Source organism: Enterococcus sp. AZ020 (genome assembly GCF_050499205.1).
Taxonomy (GTDB): Bacteria; Bacillota; Bacilli; order Lactobacillales; family Enterococcaceae; genus Enterococcus_L; species Enterococcus_L dunnyi.
This window is the reverse complement of sequence record NZ_JBIPAT010000001.1, coordinates 3,190,972-3,211,437: the sequence shown is the minus strand read 5'-3', so window position 1 is coordinate 3,211,437 and position 20,466 is coordinate 3,190,972. Positions and strand designations below refer to the sequence as shown.

Annotated in this window: 17 protein-coding genes; 1 reads left to right on the top strand and 16 read right to left on the bottom strand. The window is 31.8% G+C overall.

All coding sequences use genetic code 11. The features are described from left to right. Positions 1-25: 25 nt before the first annotated feature. From IGI58_RS15415 to IGI58_RS15385, 7 genes are all read right to left on the bottom strand, one after another. The gene (locus IGI58_RS15415) at positions 26-745 is read right to left on the bottom strand and encodes a MurR/RpiR family transcriptional regulator (protein WP_429952696.1); all 720 of its coding nucleotides are present in this window, start codon (positions 743-745) and stop codon (positions 26-28) included. Between the two features lie 389 nt (positions 746-1,134). Further along, entirely contained in the window at positions 1,135-1,503 is a 369-nt protein-coding gene (locus tag IGI58_RS15410; RefSeq protein ID WP_429952697.1) for a VOC family protein, read from the bottom strand. 106 nt (positions 1,504-1,609) lie between these two features. Continuing rightward, positions 1,610-2,386, bottom strand: a complete 777-nt coding sequence (locus tag IGI58_RS15405; protein WP_429952699.1) for a helix-turn-helix domain-containing protein — start codon at positions 2,384-2,386, stop codon at positions 1,610-1,612. Positions 2,387-2,831: 445 nt separating this feature from the next. Next, positions 2,832-3,470, bottom strand: coding sequence for a hypothetical protein (locus IGI58_RS15400; RefSeq protein WP_429952701.1), 639 nt, complete (start codon positions 3,468-3,470; stop codon positions 2,832-2,834). Between the two features lie 11 nt (positions 3,471-3,481). Further along, positions 3,482-4,723 (bottom strand): hypothetical protein, encoded by a 1,242-nt coding sequence (locus tag IGI58_RS15395; RefSeq protein ID WP_429952702.1) that lies wholly within the window; start codon positions 4,721-4,723, stop codon positions 3,482-3,484. After that, positions 4,713-5,075 carry a DUF3958 family protein gene (locus IGI58_RS15390; protein WP_429952703.1) on the bottom strand — a complete coding sequence of 121 codons (363 nt, stop codon included), beginning with the start codon at positions 5,073-5,075 and terminating at the stop codon, positions 4,713-4,715. The genes IGI58_RS15395 and IGI58_RS15390 overlap by 11 nt, the downstream gene beginning before the upstream one ends. A gap of 4 nt (positions 5,076-5,079) precedes the next feature. Continuing rightward, a complete protein-coding gene (locus tag IGI58_RS15385; protein WP_429952704.1) occupies positions 5,080-5,358 on the bottom strand; it encodes a TIGR04197 family type VII secretion effector in 279 nt (92 codons plus the stop codon). Between the two features lie 864 nt (positions 5,359-6,222). On the opposite strand from IGI58_RS15385, the gene IGI58_RS15380 reads away from it, so the two are divergent. Further along, positions 6,223-6,429, top strand: coding sequence for a hypothetical protein (locus tag IGI58_RS15380; protein ID WP_429952706.1), 207 nt, complete (start codon positions 6,223-6,225; stop codon positions 6,427-6,429). Between the two features lie 225 nt (positions 6,430-6,654). On the opposite strand, the gene IGI58_RS15375 is transcribed toward IGI58_RS15380, so the two are convergent. The 9 genes from IGI58_RS15375 to IGI58_RS15335 form a co-directional block, all read right to left on the bottom strand. Continuing rightward, entirely contained in the window at positions 6,655-7,026 is a 372-nt protein-coding gene (locus IGI58_RS15375) for a hypothetical protein (RefSeq protein WP_429952707.1), read from the bottom strand. Positions 7,027-7,046: 20 nt separating this feature from the next. Further along, complete coding sequence (locus IGI58_RS15370; RefSeq protein ID WP_429952708.1) at positions 7,047-8,348, bottom strand: hypothetical protein; 1,302 nt, start codon at positions 8,346-8,348, stop codon at positions 7,047-7,049. Continuing rightward, the gene (locus IGI58_RS15365) at positions 8,338-8,724 is read right to left on the bottom strand and encodes a hypothetical protein (RefSeq protein ID WP_429952709.1); all 387 of its coding nucleotides are present in this window, start codon (positions 8,722-8,724) and stop codon (positions 8,338-8,340) included. The genes IGI58_RS15370 and IGI58_RS15365 overlap by 11 nt, the downstream gene beginning before the upstream one ends. After that, the gene (locus IGI58_RS15360) at positions 8,721-9,011 is read right to left on the bottom strand and encodes a TIGR04197 family type VII secretion effector (protein ID WP_429952710.1); all 291 of its coding nucleotides are present in this window, start codon (positions 9,009-9,011) and stop codon (positions 8,721-8,723) included. The genes IGI58_RS15365 and IGI58_RS15360 overlap by 4 nt, the downstream gene beginning before the upstream one ends. Before the next feature lie 431 nt (positions 9,012-9,442). Further along, positions 9,443-10,117 carry a DUF6037 family protein gene (locus IGI58_RS15355; protein WP_154775352.1) on the bottom strand — a complete coding sequence of 225 codons (675 nt, stop codon included), beginning with the start codon at positions 10,115-10,117 and terminating at the stop codon, positions 9,443-9,445. A gap of 64 nt (positions 10,118-10,181) precedes the next feature. Beyond that, positions 10,182-13,685, bottom strand: coding sequence for a hypothetical protein (locus IGI58_RS15350; RefSeq protein WP_154775351.1), 3,504 nt, complete (start codon positions 13,683-13,685; stop codon positions 10,182-10,184). A gap of 41 nt (positions 13,686-13,726) precedes the next feature. Further along, positions 13,727-14,446: a helix-turn-helix domain-containing protein gene (locus IGI58_RS15345; protein ID WP_154775350.1), complete on the bottom strand. Its 720-nt coding sequence runs from the start codon at positions 14,444-14,446 to the stop codon at positions 13,727-13,729. Further along, complete coding sequence (locus IGI58_RS15340; RefSeq protein ID WP_154775349.1) at positions 14,431-15,090, bottom strand: hypothetical protein; 660 nt, start codon at positions 15,088-15,090, stop codon at positions 14,431-14,433. The genes IGI58_RS15345 and IGI58_RS15340 overlap by 16 nt, the downstream gene beginning before the upstream one ends. A gap of 512 nt (positions 15,091-15,602) precedes the next feature. Next, the gene (locus IGI58_RS15335; protein ID WP_429952712.1) at positions 15,603-20,345 is read right to left on the bottom strand and encodes an ATP-binding protein; all 4,743 of its coding nucleotides are present in this window, start codon (positions 20,343-20,345) and stop codon (positions 15,603-15,605) included. Positions 20,346-20,466 lie beyond the last annotated feature (121 nt).

Sequence of the window (20,466 nt, the reverse complement as noted above, 5' to 3'; positions counted from 1 at the left end):
GTGTAATTTTACACGTCCATTGATCTCACGAATCGATATAGGTTTCAAAAAGACTGTTCATAATGACCAGCAGCGGTGTTTTGTCTGTGATATTGTAATGATTCCTGATCACTTCAGGCGAATAACAAAATAAACTGATGTCCGCTAATCTCGCTAAAGAATTGCTGCTTAAACCTGTCAGAGATATTACCTTATGTTGATGCTCATGCGCCAATTTTGCTAATTCTAGTATTTGCTCCTTCTCTCCTGAAAGACTAATAAAGAAAAAAACTTCCTCTGTTGCATGCTGGATCTTGTGCCTTAACTCATTCGCATATGTATAGAAAAACGCCTTATCATCTATTGCATAAAAATTATCAACGACGATCTTTGCTGCATAGGCGGTTTGACCAATCGCAAAAAAATTGATCCGTTTTGCAGCTTTGAATAATTGCACGACACGCTTTTCTCGCTCAAAATCAATGAGTTCAAAATTTTTAAGTAACAGTTCTTTCTGCTTGAATGAGTTATCTGACGGCTGTTCACTTTCTCGTTTCAGCTCATTTTTCAACTCAGAATACCCAGAGTAACCTAGCTTATGGCACAACCTAGTGATCGTATTTGGAACAGTGAAAAAAAGAGAAGCAAGCTCTATGATCTTCATTTTGGAAACACTCGCTTTATTTTTAGCGATATAGGCTACAAGCTCGTCTTCTAAATCAGTCAAACGATACTCTTGATTGATCACTCTTTGCTGAAACTCCATGAACATCCCTCACCTTCAAGATCTGTATAGTATGATTATAACGAGCGGTCAATCAAATAGCTAGAATTTAATTATTTGCATTTTGCTAGGTATTTTTTGTAACGATGCAACGTTGACTAGCTATCATTTATCTTAAATAGTAAATCTATCGTCCGATTCAGTAAATTACAGAACTCGAAATGTCTAATTGATCTTGTGCCGTTCTATATAAAGAACAGCAGTTTTGATTCCCTCAAAACCACTGTTCTGTGCCAAATTATTTTTCTATAATTGCCTAGCGTTAAGCAATCTTTTTTCATTAACATGATAGTTTACTTATATCCCTCAAGTGTTCAAAAAGAGAGCAATTTTTATGATCTTATTACCTACTCGATCTCAACTAAATTAAATCAATTCGGCGAATGTAACCCTAATTTGTTCCCTTCAGTATCAATAAACAATGCAAAATAACCAATTTCATCAGCATGAGGCGTTTTTGGAACCACGATCGTGCCGCCGCTCTTCTCAATTTTATCCAGTATAACCTGAAGATCATCTCCACCATCAAGATAGCTTGTCACACCATTTGATGAAGGTGTATAGTCCTCTCCTTGCATTAATACAACTACAAGCTGTTGTCCTTCTGTTGGGAATAACCCCATTTTCAACTCTGGAAATTCTAAGTATTCAATTTCAATACCCAAACTCGATTGATAAAAATCAATGGCTCTTGAAACTTCTAGTACCGGAATTTCTAATATAGATACGAAACTTTTCATATCGACTTACCTCCATTTTTTATTTGAGATTTTACCCTAAAAGTTTAGTGTACTTTCAAATCCATCTCAACTATATTTTACTATGGCTTCCACTATTAATATTGTTCTAGATTGTGTTTTTCAAACTCGATATTAAAAGCTTTGCTACACTTAGTAAAATGGGAGGATCTTCCGGTATAGGCGGTCTTAGTTTTACTGTATAATGCTCCCCAGAGCATGCGGGAAAAGATAATTTTTCCATTACTCTTCCCCTCAAGCAGTTTTGCAAATTAAAGTAAGAAAAAATATTGGTTGAGCGATCAATAGCGCACACCAGTAAATAATATTCACCATCTGGCACGTTCTTCAACACATTCAATTTGGTTCTTTTAGTAGCGATCCCAGATATCGGTTTATGATTTGGGATCGGTGTGCGGAATAATCCGATAAAAAACAATCCTTTTTCAAAATTTTCGGGCACTTCGATCGTTACACTACAATAGGATGTATCTTGCTTTTCATAATATTCCACTGCATGATATTCATTGCTGCTTTCGAAACTTTTTACCTCAGAGAATAATTCAGTCATTTCATTTTTATATTTTTTAGGAGCACTTCCAGTGAATTTTTTAAAGGTATTCGTAAAACTGCTACTGCTCTCAAAATCTGAAATATCTTGCAGTTCAATCATTTTTTTTGGTTGATCGATCGCAGTAACTGCCTTTTCTATTTTCAAACTTGATATATATTCTGCAATGCTGAATCCATTTATTTCTTTGAATTTTCTGCTGAAATGATATTTATCATAACCAAAATGATTGGCGATTTCTTCACTGGTCATTTTTTTAGCTAGTGCTTCTGTTTTTATGAAGTCAATGATATCAGGCATCATGCTTTTTATCATATTGTTTTCTCCTTTCTTGATTTCCAGAAAGTTACTTAAATTTATTATGGTTACTGATGGGATTACGTATCGACTTCAGATATTTTTGCTACTATAACTCTCTTTTTCGTGGAGTAATTCGTTGATACTCAGTCGCTTTTTTTCATATTCGTCTTGCTTCTCAACGTTAGACTATTTAAACCTATTATATACTAAAAAAAGCTGAGTAAGTTCTACTTTAGAACATTACTTAGCTTTACAATATTTTATAAATTTAAACACCTAGAAGACCATTATTATTTAAAACAATTTTGACTAATAGCTGTATCTGAGATAATGAGACAAATATTTAAAGCTGCTTGTAGCCTTTTAAATCAATTTGATCAATAAATCCTTTAAAAGAGCCGTCCATATTCAAACGAATTCCACGTCCATGATATCTGTAAATAGTAAAACGTACTATTTTCTAACTATTTATAAAGTAATAATCATCCAATCTCAAGAGAATTTTATCTTCTATTTTTACCAAACCACTCCATTCATACATTCCTTTATCGCTGTCCATATAAATGATTACAGGCTCTAAGTTACCACAAATTTGACTAATTACTGTGCTAGAAGAATCAATCACTTTTTTCAAATTAGATACATCAAAACAATCGTCTGAAAAAAACAATATATTCTTTAATGTACTTTGTTCCAGTTCAAGAATGTCTGAATAATTACCTCTATTTGGATTTGATAATAACCACATGTTAATCAAGTCTTCTTTAGAGACTTCCGATAGTTCCTTTAACAATTCTTTGTCAAAATAAACAGTATCAATAAATGCTTCAAATTCTTGAGTATTAAAAATTAATGGCTGGTATCTATATTGACTATTCAATAAATCAGGTTGTCGCGGAACTGAAATTATATTATTTCCTAAATACTTAATCTCAGAATAAAAGTAGTCTGGTGTTCCATAATTTATCCTTAAAAAAATCTTATTTTCTACTTTACTTAAAATTCCTATCAATGAGCCATTGTGAATTAAAATATTATCTTTATAAATTTCGCACCAGTCATTATATTCACCCAGTATATTAATTCTAAATTGTGTCATTTTCTTCTCCTTTATTTTAATGAAGGGATATTCACATATTCTGGTAAACCATTTACTTTTGCAAACCTTGCCCAACCGCTCTCTGGGATAAAGGTACGATGTATGATCTTATCTCCTTTCAGCGTAATATGATATATTCCTTTCTCTCCATTTATAGTACCTTTTGCTAGGTGTTCAATTCTCCCATCCGGCCTAGTCAAAACTGGATTTGACAAAATTTCATTATCTAAATTCTTAGGAAAATCATGATAATGAGGATCCAGCTTAGCTTTTTCAAGTACACTACGGCTATAATTATAGTCTGAAGAATTTTTCTTGATAATCTGTTGGTATTTTTGAGGCAATTCACCTCCACTAACTTTCATATTACTTCTGCTCATCGTTCCAGTCGGTCTCAACGACGCTGTCAACGCCTTCTGCGAGCCGTAATCTTTCAAATTTCCATAAATAGATGGCCCCATGTTCATTAGACCAACATTCATCATGAAAGAGTTCATGGCTATATCAGCACCAGCTATTTTCGCTGCTTCTTGCAATGCAGCCATTTCTCTTTCTACTCTCGCTTTTCGATTGATCTCAGCTATTTCTTTCTGGCGTTTATCCCATGCATTTCCTATTGTAATCATCCAACGGGTATCTTTCAAGTTCTTTGGAGAAAATGTGCCGGTCTTTGGATCAAAGCCTTTGCCTCCTGAAACTTGGGCTAACCCTTGATTGACGGCAGTTTGTAAGCTTGTGACTTCTGTAAAAAGTGTAGAAGAAAAGGCATGGAAAGCGAGGAGTTTTTGTAACTGTTTTTCCAGCTTGCGTTTTGCACTTGTATAATCTGAGATTAGTCCGCTTGCTTCTCTGAGATGCTGCACACGTTCGCTAGAAACTGGCAGTAATTGTTTTATTTGATCCATTTGATTTTGCATTCCTTGGATCTGTGTTTCATATCGCTGGATCTCAGCTTCCAGTTCAGAGGATCTCAAATCGCAGCTATCTACTTGTGATACATAGTCATTGGGTAGTTTTTCGACTGCTTTTCCCGTTGCTTCTGCTACAAGGATCGCTCCTTGGATCAGCGGAATATAGACACCTTGAAAATAAGATTTGCCTGAATCGTAGGCTTGGCTTCTCAACAGGGTATCTTGAGTAAACTGACCAACAGCCGCTTGTAATACCTGAAATCCGGCCTGATAGCTTTGGCTTAACGCGCTGGCACTGCTTCCTTGTGCTTTAGAAGAACCTAAGTACATATCAATACTCATCGCTGTCCTCCTTGCCTGCTAAAACTCTCTTTTTTTCGTAATATAGCTCATCTTGACGATCTTCTATTTTTCTCTGTTCTTTATGTAATTGCTCTTTTTGATCCTCTAAATGATACAAAATTCCTTGCTGCTTCTGCTTACTTTGCCACTGCAGCTCTTTTATTTCATCCCTATCTTCTCCAATAAAATGATCCAAACGATCCATCAGCTGATTTCCTTGAAAGAAAAGTTCTTGGTAATTCTCTTCGATCCTTTGTGTATCCCGTTGGACTTGGATCATTTCGTCTAGCTCATGTTCGATTTTCCGTTCCTCTACTAATAGATCATCCCATCTTAACTGTTTTTCGTTCATACATTCACCTTAACCCACGCATCATTTTACGAATCGTTGCATCCGCTTCATCAAATTCCGTTGCCACGCTCTTTATATTATTGGCATCTGTTGCAACGGCTGCGCTGATCGTCTGTACCATAGACTGTAACTCTTTTATTGCATTTTTGGCTGCCGTATTTCCAGAAATCGTTGATTGCTCATCTGTAACGATAGATTGCTGACTGTTCAGGTCGTCCATCGCAGAAAAAATCCCTCTTGCGAGTTCTCCTGCAACTGCACTATTGCTACTAATTGGTTCCATCAAATCAACCCACTTTCTCAATAAATTGTCATTATGCTAATTATAGATTACCATAAGAGTTGTCTAGCTTTTTTTCAGAAATTTCGCGATAGATGATTATTTTTGATAATCATTTCGTTTATATAGTACTTTTTAACTGACTCAGTAGCATTTATTCCATCTTTTCGCCTGTTGAACTTCTCGAATAAAAGTGGATTTTATTGCTTGTTCGCCTTGATTCTCTCTGTCGATTTATTTATACTTAGTGTATAGAATGGAAATAAAAAAGCTGAGTAAGTCCTGATTCAGAACCTCACTCAACTTTATGACAATTTAATCCTTGGCACCTTTTTGTTTGGCTGGCACCGAACGGAAATGGTCTTGAAAACAGCAGGAACTGTCCGCACAAGTATGCCAATAGTAAATGAATCACTAGCTTTTTTGTCATGTCTCTTTTTGAGCGAAAACTTTAAAAGATTGCTAGGTTTCTTTAAGGTACTATTGACTTATTCAGGTATTGGACATTGCGCCAATGCCTTTTTTGTTTCTTTTCTATGGTTGATTTTTTCTAAAGTTATAATGTATAGAGTTAAAAATAGAAAAATAAAAAACGGCACCTTACAACCTGACTGGCATCACGTTGCAAGGCCCCGAATAGGCAGCAGGAACTGCATAATCGAGTTGCCGATAGCGCGTACCTAAGTACTCGCATATTTTATTGTACTTAATTTTGATTGATTTGACTAGGGGTATTAGTGGATTCTTTCATTTTTCTGGCGATTTCATGCGCTCTTTGACGAACTATTGCACACGATGAGGCACAGATAGGTCTAATCGTTTTTTATTTTCCTGTTGGTTTTACAAAAAAGGAATGGATGTGTAATGATGAGTAAAGAACAGAATTTGAAAGCAGTACCTTATCAGGATATTTTGGATGTGCGGAGTGAGTTGATCAAGCTTCGGTCTTGGCAGAAGTCGTTGGTTTATTTGAATGAGTTTTTTGATGGGAAGGTTACGAGGAATAAGAAGGATATGCGGATGCGGTATTATTCTTGTCAGCAGTTGTATCAGGTGTTTTCTTGGGATTTTTAGGGAGTTTTGAAGGAGAGTGAGGAGATTGTAGCGAGGATGATGCAGAGAGGGAAGATTTAAGTTCAATAAAAAAGTATATACTCTTTTCTATTTAAGAAAGTGAAGAGTATATACTTTTTTTATGAGCTATTTCATTTAGAAGAAATTAGTAATATTTTACTAGTTAAACATACGCTATTACTAAAATAAAAACAGCTCTAACTATTCTAATCTTTCTTCAAAAAATTAATCTATCATATCATCTTTAATGTCATTTTTTATCATATAATTCTTTTTGAACCCCATATATTCATCATAAGCTTCTTTAATTTTTTTTCTAGATATTCTCTCCCACTCTTCTTTTAATTTCTTATTATGAGTTTCATAATTCTCATCATCAAAATCGATATCCATTTCTCCACCAAATCCAACAAAATCATCTAGAGTTTGAACAATTCCCGTTTTTCCAGCATAACATAATTCATAGTCTGCATAAGTAAATCTTATATCTTTTTCTTTAAAATCATCAAAAGTTGCTCCTTCCTGGAATAACTTCTCTATATCTAGACCATCTTCATAAAATACTTCTAATAATACATGTTTTATTCTAGTTTCCAAAATTTAAAACTCCCTTTACCTTAATATTTATGCCCTTTAAATACATCTTTCAGTTTGATTTTACCTTTACCACCGTTTTCATATATCCCTCGGATACCACCTCTGTTATTCCCTGTACCTTTTCCTTTGATATCAAAAGCTCTTTCACCCTTCCTATTTCCTGAAAGAGCATGATCATGCAGTCCTGTTTTGTCTCCTTTTGAAAGCTTATCCAATGCTTTATCTAATGCTTTCTTCTGTTCTGGAGATAGCTTTTTTATCTTCCTTTGTACATCCTTGGGTATTTCAATCTCTACATCCTCAGCACTAGCATCACTATAGGAAATTGAAGGCGCATTATTGATTAAATCTGAAATTGATTGCCCTACCTTTAAAGCTTGAGTTCCTTTTCGGATTACGTTAAATCCCCTACCTGCTTTGCCTAAATTTCCTAATATTCCAATACCGGGCGCAAATGGCATTTCGTTTTTCATTACAATAACGTCCTCAACGTTATACTGTTCAGGCTTCAAATAGTCCTTACATTTATATAGTTGCTCGTATAATCGTGGATGGTCTTTTATTGGTAGCGGCTTTCCATTCTTCATCAAATACCATTTTTTACTATTCCCTAAATCACTACAAATGATTGTATAACCATCTAAATTACCGATCGCTTGATTGACTTCTTTCATTTTTGCTTCTTGTTTCATTTTTTCACGTTGCTTCCAACGTGTATGGATTGGTTTTGCCCATGTCATGTCTAAACGCTTCATATCAAAAGTACCTGTAGCTGGATTCCATGCTTTAGAATTTGCCACTTGTGCTAAACCTGTGTTAAATTCTTGTTGACTCGCTTCATAATCTGAAAAGAAACCAGCTGATTGACCATCATATGCATGAAACTTTTCTAATTTCTCTCGACGCTTATCAATACTTTCACAAGCATTGATATATCTACGCTCTAAATCTGGTCGCGCGGTTTTTGCGGTACTCATTTGGTAGTCTAAACGCTGTTTCAACTGCTCAAATTGATTGATTTCTTCTAAAATCAGGTCCTCATCCGTATCAATCCCACTAACTGTTCCTTGATATTCACTAAGAAACTTTTTATGTGCACTTTCCAATGCCTCACCTGTCATTATAGCAGATTGACATAACGGTGTATAAGCGATTATAAAATAACTTTTCGCTGAATCGTAGGCCTTACTAGAAAGTGGTGCAGATAAAAACAATTGAATGCTTGCTTGTAATGATGTAATAGCCTGATTTGCTTGATTGGTCAATTGAGAAGCTTGTATTGATCGTGCCTGTGCTTCACTCACGTAAAATTTAAGCCCCATTTTCTTTTGCCTCTGGCTTCTTCCAAAAAGCTTGTAGTTCTGCCTTTAGATTTTCTTCTTGATCAAACAATGTACGTTCATCTTTTTTTAGTTGAAGAAGTTGTTCATTAAATTCTCGTTGAGCTTTTTTAGCGAGATGAAGACTTTCATCTCCTCTTTCTTCAAAGAAAGCTCGCTCCTCTGCTTCACAGTTTCCTAAGACAAAATCATAAGCAGCCTGTTCTTGTTGTTCTAGCTGAAAAAATTCTTCTTGTTGCTCTTCTATGTAGCGCTGCTCTTTCCTAATTGCTAACTGATCCTCTTGAAGTTGTTCTAAACGAATCCTGAACTGATAATTTTTTTGATCAAATTCTTGTTGTTTTTGAATTTCACTCATGACAAACCTCCTGGAAAATTAAATTTTGTCAATTGAGCAATAGTTTGATCGATTCGTTCAAACTCTTTCGCAACGGAATGAATATTATCGCCCGCAGAAACAACACTAGTAGATAATGCTGCTAATCCTTGTTGATAGTTATTAATAGATTGTACAGCTGGAGCATTGCCTGAAACATTGGTGTTAGAAGCAGATACAGAAACACTTATACTATTTAATGCACTAGCAGACTGACTAAAAGAAGCCGAAATACCACCAGCAATACTTGAATTACTATTAACAGTCATTTTGTTCCTCCTTATTTAGCATATTGTCTAATTTAGTTTATCATATAATAGACAAACTATAAATATGGAAAAAGGATTAAAAAGGAACTATAAATGAATACTTATATATAACCATAAAGAAATTATAAATAGTCATACACATAAAATATTAAATGAGTGAAAATAAAGAACTTTTAATGATTCACCTAAATTAAAAAGGCTAGAAATACTGATTTAACAGTATTCCTAGCACATATTAGAGAGTTAGCCAACAGACCCTTCCAATAGAGATTTCATTAGAAAGAGTTGGAAAAAGTTAGTAAATATACGAATCACTAATGAGTAAATCGTTACTCTTAATCACTAATAATTAGACAAAGAAAGTTCAATCGTAGTTAACAACGGAGTTAAATCAAATAGCATGGGCATGCATTTTAAACCGACTAACAATTCTATTTCTTCTGATAATTGAGAAATCCATATTCTGAGTTATTCTCTACAAAGCGACGTAATATCTCCCAGTCATCTTTTTCCTCTTCAACATTTTTAGAATAGTTAAAACTAATTTCTTTATGTTTCCCAACAATAGCATACAACCTCTTTTTTAAATGTCGTGATTTTTCATCGTTATAGTCTGATCTTTTTTTCCGATTCCCATTTTTTTTATTCCCGTTCAATTTTAGACCAATACAATATCTTTTATTTGGATCAGTAGGATCATTCGAAATCAATGTGTGTATAGATGCTCGTTCAATAGCAGGTGCTAAATTAGGTTGAAAATTTGGAGGAATAAATGAATCTGTATCCGACATGAAATTTGCTTTTAATTCCTTGAAATGATCCCCATTATAGGAAGTTTCAATCTCAAAAAAATTATAAAATGCTGTAATATTCGGATAAATACTCATGTCTGTCCAACTCGGATAAACAACTAAACAATTATCCAAATCCTGATTTTTATATACGTAAATCTTTGCAATTCCATATTTACTTGTCTCCAAATCGCTTTCGACAATACTAAGAATACCAATACAATCAAATTTCTTATATCTAAATTCAAATCCACTGAAAGTCCTTTCACTCGATTTCATTTCAGAAATATGCTTTTTTAAGTTTTCCCAAACCATAAAAATCAACTCCAATCTCTCAATTTGTTAATTATCCAATACTAGATTCTTTTAGTTTCTTATCTTAATTGAAATAAGTCTGCTCAAACTCTTTAAAACCAATTACTTCAAATGGATACTCTTTAAAGAAAGAGCGGATATTTTTATTAGATAAAAAATATTTCTTAACTACGAAATTTTCCTCAAAACCTAAATTACTCATTATTCGATTAACATGTTCTTGAAAATAATTTACTCTTCTCACAAATTTCTTTGCCTTAGCTTTTCTATTTAAAAAATACTTTCCTTGATCACCAAGCGAATCCTTCATTGTCTGGCTTAAACGCATATATTTAACTTCAAATAGAAGGATTTCTTTCTTTTCTTTATTTATTACAATAAGATCATAGTCCCCAAGATCACGTGGATGATTTCCTTTTGGATCTAATTTATATAACTCTTTATCAGGGTAAACATCATAAATGGCTTCTTCAAATAATGTAGCTAAATCCATTACTATTTTATGTTCATAATACTCTTTCCACTCATCAATGGCCTTTGTTGTCTTTTCTAAGCCTACATTGTAAGGTAATATGAAACTCATCATTCCTTGGAACCAACTTTTTTTTAATTCATATAAAGAAATCGGAGAAAAAATTAAATTGTTTTCAATAAGTAATACTGGTTGAGCTGATAACTTATTTTTCCTTTTTTTCTTTTCCCATACTGGAATTACGCCATTATTATCAGAAATTTGATCGACATTTATTGTTATAAAATTGAGTACCTTAAAGAATTCTTCTATAGGCAATTCTGTTTCGAATAGAAAAAGATTGGCAATAATATTAATTGGTGTTTCAACAATATTATTAGTAACTTTAACTTCTTCTTCCTGTGCAATATCAGCCACATATGAATTAGAGTAAAGTAATGTTAATGTCGTAAATAAAGCTTTAAAAGATATTTGGGTTTCTATTTGAAATGCATTATCAACTAAATCAAGCATTTGTTTATCCATTTCATGATCTCTATATGAATAATCGCCATAGACATATCTCAATTTTTTTAATAATTCTGCATCTCTCACATATTTATCAGTTTCTTTGATTTCAAGTACATGGTCTTCTCTAATTTCTAATTTATTCCATCCACTTGCTCCATAACTTACGGAATCAGACATTGTTTGAAAATCTAGTATCCATTTCGAATATGCAATTAATTCGTCCAAGTCTTGATTGGTGATAATTCGAGCTGTGTTTATTCTGTCACAAATCAAATTCTCTTCCATTAAGTACTCAAGAACTTGCCTATACGTTTTTGATTCCTCTCTTAATTTAATTGCCTGCTCTCTAAATTCATTTAACGAATCTTCACGCAAGTAATCAATCACCTGAAACTCATTAATTCTTTCCTGATGAATATTAATTTGGAAGAGTATTGTAGAATATACATTTAACAGTTTTTTATGCAAATCGATTTTATCAAAAATTTCAATTTTTTTTATTAAATCATTACGAATCTCATTTCTAAAGCGTCTTACAACTCCTAAAATTTCAGCCTCTTCGTACTCTTTAGTCTCCAACTCCATTTTTTCTATTATTTTAGACATTATTTTCCTAACATTTTTAAAAGCGGATATCTTCGGTGAATCAAAATTTAAGTGAGGATCAATAAAATAAGGAATTTCTATTTGACTAATCGATGATGTTCTCTGCTCAGTATTACTTTTTTTAATCTCTTTTTCTAAAAGCTTTTCATCACTAAAATTTCCGCCCTTTAAAAAACTTAATATTAACTCATTTTCAAAAGATTTCTCTTTTGAAATAATGTTATCATCTACAATTTTTTCCCAATCTGGTTTTACTAACAATATTTGGGTGTCATCATCTGAATTTATAATAAGCTTTTCACAATATTTAGATTCTATAATTGTTAACTTTGTCGCATTTTTCTTCAAGACTCTTTCTGATACCAGATTAATCTCTAATATATTTTTCCTATATAAGGAAAGAATCAATTCTTTATTTTCATCTAGTTCATTTATAATAATTTCATGGAAAGACGTTATTGTTTCGACGGTTTTCTCATCCATATCTTCTATAATAAAGTAAAGTTCTTGATATACTATTGATTTATCCTTTGCTATAAAAATATCAGCTGATCCTGTTCCACCTTTAGCATTTAATGATAAATCTGATTTTGCTTCAGTCAAAAAATTCCAATGATGAATTTTTGAAAATTCAAGTCCAGCATCATAAGGATAGTACTTCATATCGCTACTAAAAAATTCTATAGTTTTTTCGACAGATTGATACGGTGGCACTACAATCATAGCGTCTAATGATCCTTCAATAATTACTTTATTCATATCCTGCCATATCTGAAAATAAGATGTTATTCCTGAAGCATTCATAATTTTTTCTGCACTTGCTTTATCATTTGAAAATTTTATAAATTCAACGATTTCGTTTATGTCAGATGCAAAATTAATTATACCCATTAGCCCTCTCATATCAATATAAGCTTCATCCGTTTTAGAAAACATCATCATTTTGGATATATTGGGTGAGATATCAACATCTTCCACTTTCTGGACAATCATCCTCATCTCTGATTCAAAACTTACTTTTATTAAATCTCCGTTAGCAGAAAATCCTGCAAGAGTATAGTTTTCATCTCTAATTCCAAGTTTTAGTGAATCTAGTAATTTTTCATTTAAATCATCTGGTACAAAAATGACAACATGACTTGTATCCCAAATCACAAAGGAATTTTCAATTACAGTTTCTAAATTTGTCTTTTTTTCAATAAGCATTACTGAAAAAACAGCTTGTATTTCTCTGGAAGATATCGGTAAAAAATTATCTCTCACCTGATTAATTACTGCACGCCAAGCTGAATCTTTTAAGTGTTCTAACGGTAAAAGTTGTTCGATTTTTTCTAAAAAGCTTTCTTTTATTACCGGTAAAAAAATTGGATAGCCATTCTTCTTTGTAAAAAAATCATATAATTCACTATTGGAACTCTTAAAATCTTGAAAGAATAATTTTAACTTGGGATTCATTAAAGATTCATAAATATCGAATACGTTCTCAAAATACTCTTTTGGGGGACATTCAAATTCTGTAGAACGAGAAAATTCTCCTAAGTATAATTTAGAAAGAATGAAATCTTCATATAACAAAATTTCTTTCCATATTGTCTTTAAATATTCATCATCTTGCACTATACTCTCTATAAAAAAACATGCTTCATAAATATCTTCAGATCCGTTACCAATAAAAATTTTTTTAAAACTACCATCCGAATAAAATCTTACTTCTCCTGTATCACTAGTGAATCCTTCAGGATAACCATAAGAATTTTTCAAGTAAGGAGTTAGATCTTGAAACATTTTTTTAAAGTCTTCATAAGTTGATATTTCAATAGTTCCAGCTTCATCTTCAATTTCTATAAAGGTTTTATTCATTTTATCTACCATACCAATATATTTTCTATTCGAAATCCATGATGTTATTGTATAGATCGATTTAGCTAAAGATATTGAATCAAATTTTTTAAAATAAGATTTTAGTTTTGAATTGTCCATATGAATCTCCTTTATAAAATAATCTTTTTATAGTTTTCATTCTATTTGTAAGCAGTTACGGGCCACATAATTTCCCCACTATAATCTAATTCCTCTTCTATTTCCTCATCAATATTGTACTGAAGGAGGTTACATTCTTTTATTAGTCTATTTATCATCAGATTTCGTAGTAACAAAATGGGTTTTGTTTGAGCCTCTGGATTTTTTAGCTGATCTATTACTTCTTCACTGGTAAAAGAAACACTATTCATAAATAAAGTCTTCACTTTCAAATTCTTTGAAAGCAAATGCTTTCCTTTATTGTATTTATACCAAAAGTATAAAAACTCCTTCATTTCTTGATGTATCACTTTTATTTTTCCTCTATCAAAGTAATCGGTATTATTTATTTTCTGCCCTATATTCTTAATAAAACTATCTGCTACTTTTTTAGGTATTACCAAGCTAGGCTCTCTAGCACAGATATAATAATTTTGAATAAAATCTAAAGGATATTCTTCATCGACTAATTCAAGAACTTTTTCTCCTAATTTGACATACTCATCGTACATATTCTGTAGTTCAAAACTATCTTCTAAGAGATAATCTAGCGTAATCTCAAAGACTGATCTTAATTTCTTACAGTTTTCTAAGGTAGGCATAGCAGCATCATTTTCCCAATTAGCTATTGTCTTTATTGAAACCCCAACTTTTTCAGCCAATTGTTCTTGTGTCATTTGCTTCTTTTTTCTTTCTTCTTTTATTTTTAAATATACTCCCATTTATCAAACCCTCCAGTCTCAAATAATTCTAAATAACCAGAAATATCATCTACAACCGCTTCTAACTCCTCTAATAAATTTAAATAGTCTATAGGGTCTCTTTTTTCTCTAATTCCCAAATATCCTGCACTATCATCATATATTCGGTTATATAATCTGTCATCAATATAGTCCAGTTCCTTTATATTAACCATCCAATCTCTACACACCTCGTATGCAGCTTTGCAAGCAAAATAATCAGCTTGCTCACGTTTTAAATAATCTTCATAACAACGCATAATCAAATCATATTTTGGTGTCACAATCCAATCTCTACTATCAACAACTTCATATCTCATAGTAAATTCTGTAATGTTTTCTACCAAGCAATATTCGCTTATTTCTTTCCCAAATTTGTAGTATTTTTCTTTATTATCAATAACTGGCTCTACATCCTCAGAAACTAAATCTTCCATTGTGATGCCATATAGTACACTTAAGAATGCTAACCCTCTTGGATCAATGGTTGAAATTCCTGATTCCCAACGTCGAATAGTATCTACCTGAAAAGTAAGTCCTGTTCCTTGCTCTATAATTTGTACTAATCTTTTTTTAGAAATGCCTCTATTTTTCCTCTCAATCTCTAGTTGCTTATTAAGAAGCATATGATTTCCCCCTTTTTTATTTTGTACATATATCTTACCAAGATAAATAAAGCTTATGAAGTAACTAAATCAGCTAAAAATACTTTAATTAGTTCTTTTTCATTAATTTAGATGTTGCAAATAATCTAATTATAAAAAAACAGGAAAGCTTTATAACTAACTTACCTGTCTTCATATAATTATACTCTCGATGAAAAACATACATAAAACTTAAATTTCGATTATCTTATCAGAAAAAATAGTCAAATAAGAATTAAATATCCCAGTAAAACAACTTCTAAATCCCTGAAAATTGAATACTAATTTTTGCTTGAAACAATAAGATTAGCTTTTATATTATTCTCAAAAAGGTCTCTGAGCATTGGTTAATCGATTATATGTTGACTCCAAACCATTTAGAATACCTGTTAAAATTCTTGTTTGCATGATATAATTCATGGTTTTTAATGCACGGGAACAAGATCTATAGTTTTCATAATACTTAAAAACTAGAATATTCGACAAAACAATCACTAAAAAAATTCTTCTCTCACAAGAAAACCTATTGTAGAACCTCTCGATATTAAGAAATTCACTATTATTAAAATTTTCCCTCTTAAAATGGAATCCTTTTTTACATCATTCAAATTCTCTTTAGAAACTCTAAGAATCATCTCCTCTAAATAGTATATAGTATTAGAATGTAATTGAGCATGAACCAAATAGTCATTTTCTGAAATTAATGTAGCTACCCATGATACACCTTCTTTAGTAAATGAATAACCAATACTACCAATAAATCTTGCTATGGATTCTAAAGTCACTGGTAAAAAACCTATATCCTTTATTACCTTATCAAAGAAGTTCAAATGTTGTATTTTAAATCCTACCCATTCTTTTTGTTTTTCACCCCAATAATTCCAAGCAAAACAATAGGTAGCAATCACTCCATCAAAATCATAGGAATTGGAACTTTTTAATACTAGTTCTTTGTATGGATTGACCAGTCTAACTATAGTTCCGTATAAATTATTCCAGATAGTCCAAAAAACCCGATTATCTTTTAATTTATCATGCTCACTTATTATCCAAGATAAATAGCTTTCAAAGTCTCTGCAAATGGTCAAACAAGGGCCTAACATCTCCATTAGTTCCATTCGTATCTTGTCTGTTGTGTGGTATGTGTATTTTGCCAACCAAACTATATATTGAACTTCTAAATCATAATTTCTATTTCTTAAATGATCCTCCTCAAACACTATTTTCCATACTGTAGGACCAAAACTTTTTAGTATCCCCCAGTGTGATTCACTGGTAATATCTAATAGCATCGTAATCTCCATTAAATCATTGTAATCTAATAAAGAATACTCAGTCTCATCTATTTCTTCCGTTCCTTTGAAAATTTTTCGAAGATATTTTTTTCTTTTTTTAACAAATTTTTCAACTGATTTAGTACTAAGCCCTTCTAATTTAATCCAATCAGTGAATTCCTTTTTAAACGATACAATCATCTTAAAAATCAGCTTTGCTTCAACAGGATTCTCGCACCACATCTTTCTAGAAAAAACCTTATAAAAATCTCTCTCTCTAGAATTGTCTACTAGTAGTGCAGTAAAAAAAGCAATACTGTAATCAAGTTTTTTTCTATAATCAATAGTATTTTTAATCAAATATGGCAAACTATCGACAATTGCAATAACACCATTCGAGATATTGTTTACGTGATTTGTATTAGTCAGTAAAGATAAATTTTCTTCTAAAAATTTTATACAGTACTCTTTTTCTTCGACTGAAAGTTGGTTTTCAAAAAACTTTAATGATACTGCAGATATATAGGCAGGAGCACTAGCTATCGTAAAATCATAAGAATACCCTTGCTTTACTTTTTCTAGCATTCTTTTCATTTCATCAATTGCTTTTACTGGTTGAGTCTCATATTCTTTGTACTTTTCAGCATCTTTTGTCCCCTTAAACTTCGCTCTAGCCCAAAGAGAAACACTTAAAAATTCGTATCTCTCATCTGTCTCCTTTTGTTGTTTTTCGCGTAATAATCTTAAATCTTCCGCCTCATCAGCTTTTAAAACAACATATTTTTTCCCCTCTATGATTTGTTCTGGTTCATCACTAACTTTCAAACGTCTTAAATCTATTCGGTTTAATGCATAACGTAATGTTGTATTATCAAGATCTACGTCCTTGCTTAACGAATCAAGACAACTATAAATCTGCTCTCTTCTTTTTATAAATTGCTTTTCATCAAGATTTCCTGATGACATTTGATAGTCCACTATTATCTTTTCTATGCTCTTTTTTCGAAAAGGTAAAGCATTTGATTTAATTCTTTCTTGATCATATTGATAGCTTGTTCCTAGTACTCCTCTAGCCATGTTAGTCATACTCTCATTTATTAATCGACTATTATCCAACGAAAAAACAACTTCACCTAAAGATATTAAACTACACGCTGTAGGAAACAATTTTTCTGGAAATGATAGAACAACACTATTTATTACAGAAGTTATTGCAACAGATTTCGAATTTCGTAAAAGGTATTCACATAGCTTATTAGCCTTATTTTCATCTACAGAAGGTATAGTATATAAAAGCCATCTTTCTAATGCCATCAAAATACAGTCTAACAGGTTAGGCCCTGATGAAAGTCCTCTATGTGCCATCCATAAGCGATTACTGCAGATTTGAACAACCTCTGTACCATCCTGCAGTTTCAAAACAACTTGGTAAGTTTCCGTGTATTCTTGATTGCTTTTAGAAATTTCGTAATTCTCTGTGATTTCATTTACAAAATTCAAAACAAAAGGAATACCTACATCAGAAACATGCTGGAGTAACATAAATGTAGGTGTCCAGAAAGCACTTGTTGGATAATAATCATAGTTTGTGCTAGACTTTAATCCAAAATCATTTTCAATACTATCTCTATCGTAAGACGTGTATCTGAAAGAGCCGTCAGGTTCATTAGTTTCATTCTTTTTCCAAAAAGCTTCACAAATTTTTATAACCATATCAGGCATAACTAAACAAGGTATATAGCTATTCACAACATTTCCTAAAAGAACTTCAACTAAGTCATTATATTTATGATTATTATCTAAATCTTTTTCTTCAAGTATTGAATTAAAAATTAATAATAATTTTTCTTTTAGCTCTGCCGAAGCCTCTAGGATGGTTTCACTTATTTTTCCTTTCAAATCTCTGTCAATCGGATATTTAAAATCAGATTCTTCTAACAAATCATAAAGATATAGCGCTATCATTCCAGCATACTTTGTTGTCACACCTCGTTTAACGTTTTTAATCCAACTTGAAACCATTTCATAAACCAGCGGTACCAACCCTTCATCCCAGTTTATTTCCGATAAATGTAAGTATACATATTTAATTAGATACTTCCATCCAGCTCCAGAGGGCTTAGTATATCGATACAGAAGAGTAACTCTTGAATCTATCTCTTCTTGAGTTAAAATTGAGGAAGCAGAGTTATAATCTATCATCTTACATGCAGTTTTCAATAAAAAAATAGATCGCACAAGTAATTCCCCATCTTCATTAAACAATTCTTCTAATAGATCAAGCGTTTGATTGTTTTTTTCAAATTCCATTAAGGTAATTAAAATTTCATCTCTCCATATTTTGTTAATTGTCTTATTTGTAATTGATTTGACAATAAACTCTGAAAATTCGTTATCTTCCGTTTCATACAATCTATCATACAACCACAATCTATAATGTTTACGCATAATCATACTAAGATGAAGTGAACCATGGAACTCAACTTCACTTCCTGTCGTATCATACAACGATGTAATCAAATATCTAGCAACTAACTCTTCATAAATATCATGCGCGAAATAATATCCTCTGTAAACGTCATCATAATCAATAACACCATCATTTTTTATATTTTGGAGTACCTGCATTTCTTGAGGAGCATTACTTGTATAATATGAAGAGCCCGTTTCTAAAATTCTTTCAAACATGGCAAAAATTGTTTTCTCACGAGCAACTGAATTAATTTCTGTATCACATGGAATTCCTTTAATTCTAGTGTCCCAAATGTGTTTGAAAAACAAATTTCTAGTCTTAAAGGAATCGTTATTTTCATGATAAGTACGTATATATATAAATAAATAGAATAGATTACACAGTAGATTTTGCATTTTTTCATTTTCGGGACACGAAATGTTACAAATTTCTAAAAAATCTTTCATTTTTTGAACTGAGATTAATTCTAATTGTTCTTCTAAATAGCTACTATCATTTAAAACATAGCTAACATAGCTATCTTTGTAAGATCGCCTAATTGTATGGATGACTTGCCAACTATGTTTCACTGCCTTATTCAAAAACAATCCTAAAACTTCGTTAGGCAGGCTGAACCTCTTTTCAGCCGAATCTATTACAATTACTTTATTTTTACTATTGTCAAATGCACTAAAAAAATCATCTAAATTACACTCACCAAACTGTCTACTAAATTCAGAAAGTGTATTAAAACCAAAATCAGTTGCTTTGTAAATAAAAATTGGAATATCATCATTATTCTCTGTGTAAAATGATTTAATAAGTCCAGATTTACCTGTGCCAGACTCACCGTATATTAATAAATGTTTTTGATCTGAACCCAAAAATTCTGAAAAAAAAGACTTAGAATATTCAATTTCCAACTTTTGATTTTCATATTCAATTGAATTATCTATTGTCTCAATTAAAGACTCGGAATGTGACTTATTTTGTTCAATGAACTGCCTAATTCCTTTTTGAGGATTAAAAAAGAAATCTCTTATATATTCTGGAATTCTAGATGAAAAAAGTATCCGTTCTATATGACTTGGAACTCTCCACTCTATACATACATCATTCATTTTGGCGTATTTTTCAATCTCTTCCTGATACTTAGGAATTTTTCTATCTTTGCTACTGCTTTCTGATAGTTCTTTGTTTACATATATAAGTATTTTAGTTAATGCTGGATTTTTTTTCTTTGCTTTATCCACCATATCTTTAAGCTCAGATACTCGGTCCGATATCTTTGTGGAAGCATCGTAGTATTTTGCTTGAAATCCAATCACTTCATTATCAAGATCAATTGGGTCTGTTTCAATACCAGCTTGATTAAAGTACCGAAACATTCCAATACTTTGATTGAATTCATGACAAAATAAAATATATGCTAAGTATTCAAATGTATACTGAGTTCGTCCAGAATGTATATATTCAAAAGTTTTCCAGTCCACTTCAACATTATGATACACTTTTTCCGCCTCCCAGATTATCATAATTAAAATTGTTATATGTCCTAAAATTCTCTAGATTTTTCTATTTATGCTATCAGAATTTAGAAGTTTATTTATTATCCATTATATCAGCAATAAA

What these genes read in the sequence shown, in the direction of transcription:
- IGI58_RS15415 (WP_429952696.1), bottom strand. Translation starts at nt 745, where the DNA reads ATGGAGTTTCAGCAAAGAGTGATCAATCAAGAGTATCGTTTGACTGAT.
- IGI58_RS15410 (WP_429952697.1), bottom strand. Translation starts at nt 1,503, where the DNA reads ATGAAAAGTTTCGTATCTATATTAGAAATTCCGGTACTAGAAGTTTCA.
- IGI58_RS15405 (WP_429952699.1), bottom strand. Translation starts at nt 2,386, where the DNA reads ATGATAAAAAGCATGATGCCTGATATCATTGACTTCATAAAAACAGAA.
- IGI58_RS15400 (WP_429952701.1), bottom strand. Translation starts at nt 3,470, where the DNA reads ATGACACAATTTAGAATTAATATACTGGGTGAATATAATGACTGGTGC.
- IGI58_RS15395 (WP_429952702.1), bottom strand. Translation starts at nt 4,723, where the DNA reads ATGAGTATTGATATGTACTTAGGTTCTTCTAAAGCACAAGGAAGCAGT.
- IGI58_RS15390 (WP_429952703.1), bottom strand. Translation starts at nt 5,075, where the DNA reads ATGAACGAAAAACAGTTAAGATGGGATGATCTATTAGTAGAGGAACGG.
- IGI58_RS15385 (WP_429952704.1), bottom strand. Translation starts at nt 5,358, where the DNA reads ATGGAACCAATTAGTAGCAATAGTGCAGTTGCAGGAGAACTCGCAAGA.
- IGI58_RS15380 (WP_429952706.1), top strand. Translation starts at nt 6,223, where the DNA reads ATGAGTAAAGAACAGAATTTGAAAGCAGTACCTTATCAGGATATTTTG.
- IGI58_RS15370 (WP_429952708.1), bottom strand. Translation starts at nt 8,348, where the DNA reads ATGGGGCTTAAATTTTACGTGAGTGAAGCACAGGCACGATCAATACAA.
- IGI58_RS15365 (WP_429952709.1), bottom strand. Translation starts at nt 8,724, where the DNA reads ATGAGTGAAATTCAAAAACAACAAGAATTTGATCAAAAAAATTATCAG.
- IGI58_RS15360 (WP_429952710.1), bottom strand. Translation starts at nt 9,011, where the DNA reads ATGACTGTTAATAGTAATTCAAGTATTGCTGGTGGTATTTCGGCTTCT.
- IGI58_RS15355 (WP_154775352.1), bottom strand. Translation starts at nt 10,117, where the DNA reads ATGGTTTGGGAAAACTTAAAAAAGCATATTTCTGAAATGAAATCGAGT.
- IGI58_RS15350 (WP_154775351.1), bottom strand. Translation starts at nt 13,685, where the DNA reads ATGGACAATTCAAAACTAAAATCTTATTTTAAAAAATTTGATTCAATA.
- IGI58_RS15345 (WP_154775350.1), bottom strand. Translation starts at nt 14,446, where the DNA reads ATGGGAGTATATTTAAAAATAAAAGAAGAAAGAAAAAAGAAGCAAATG.
- IGI58_RS15340 (WP_154775349.1), bottom strand. Translation starts at nt 15,090, where the DNA reads ATGCTTCTTAATAAGCAACTAGAGATTGAGAGGAAAAATAGAGGCATT.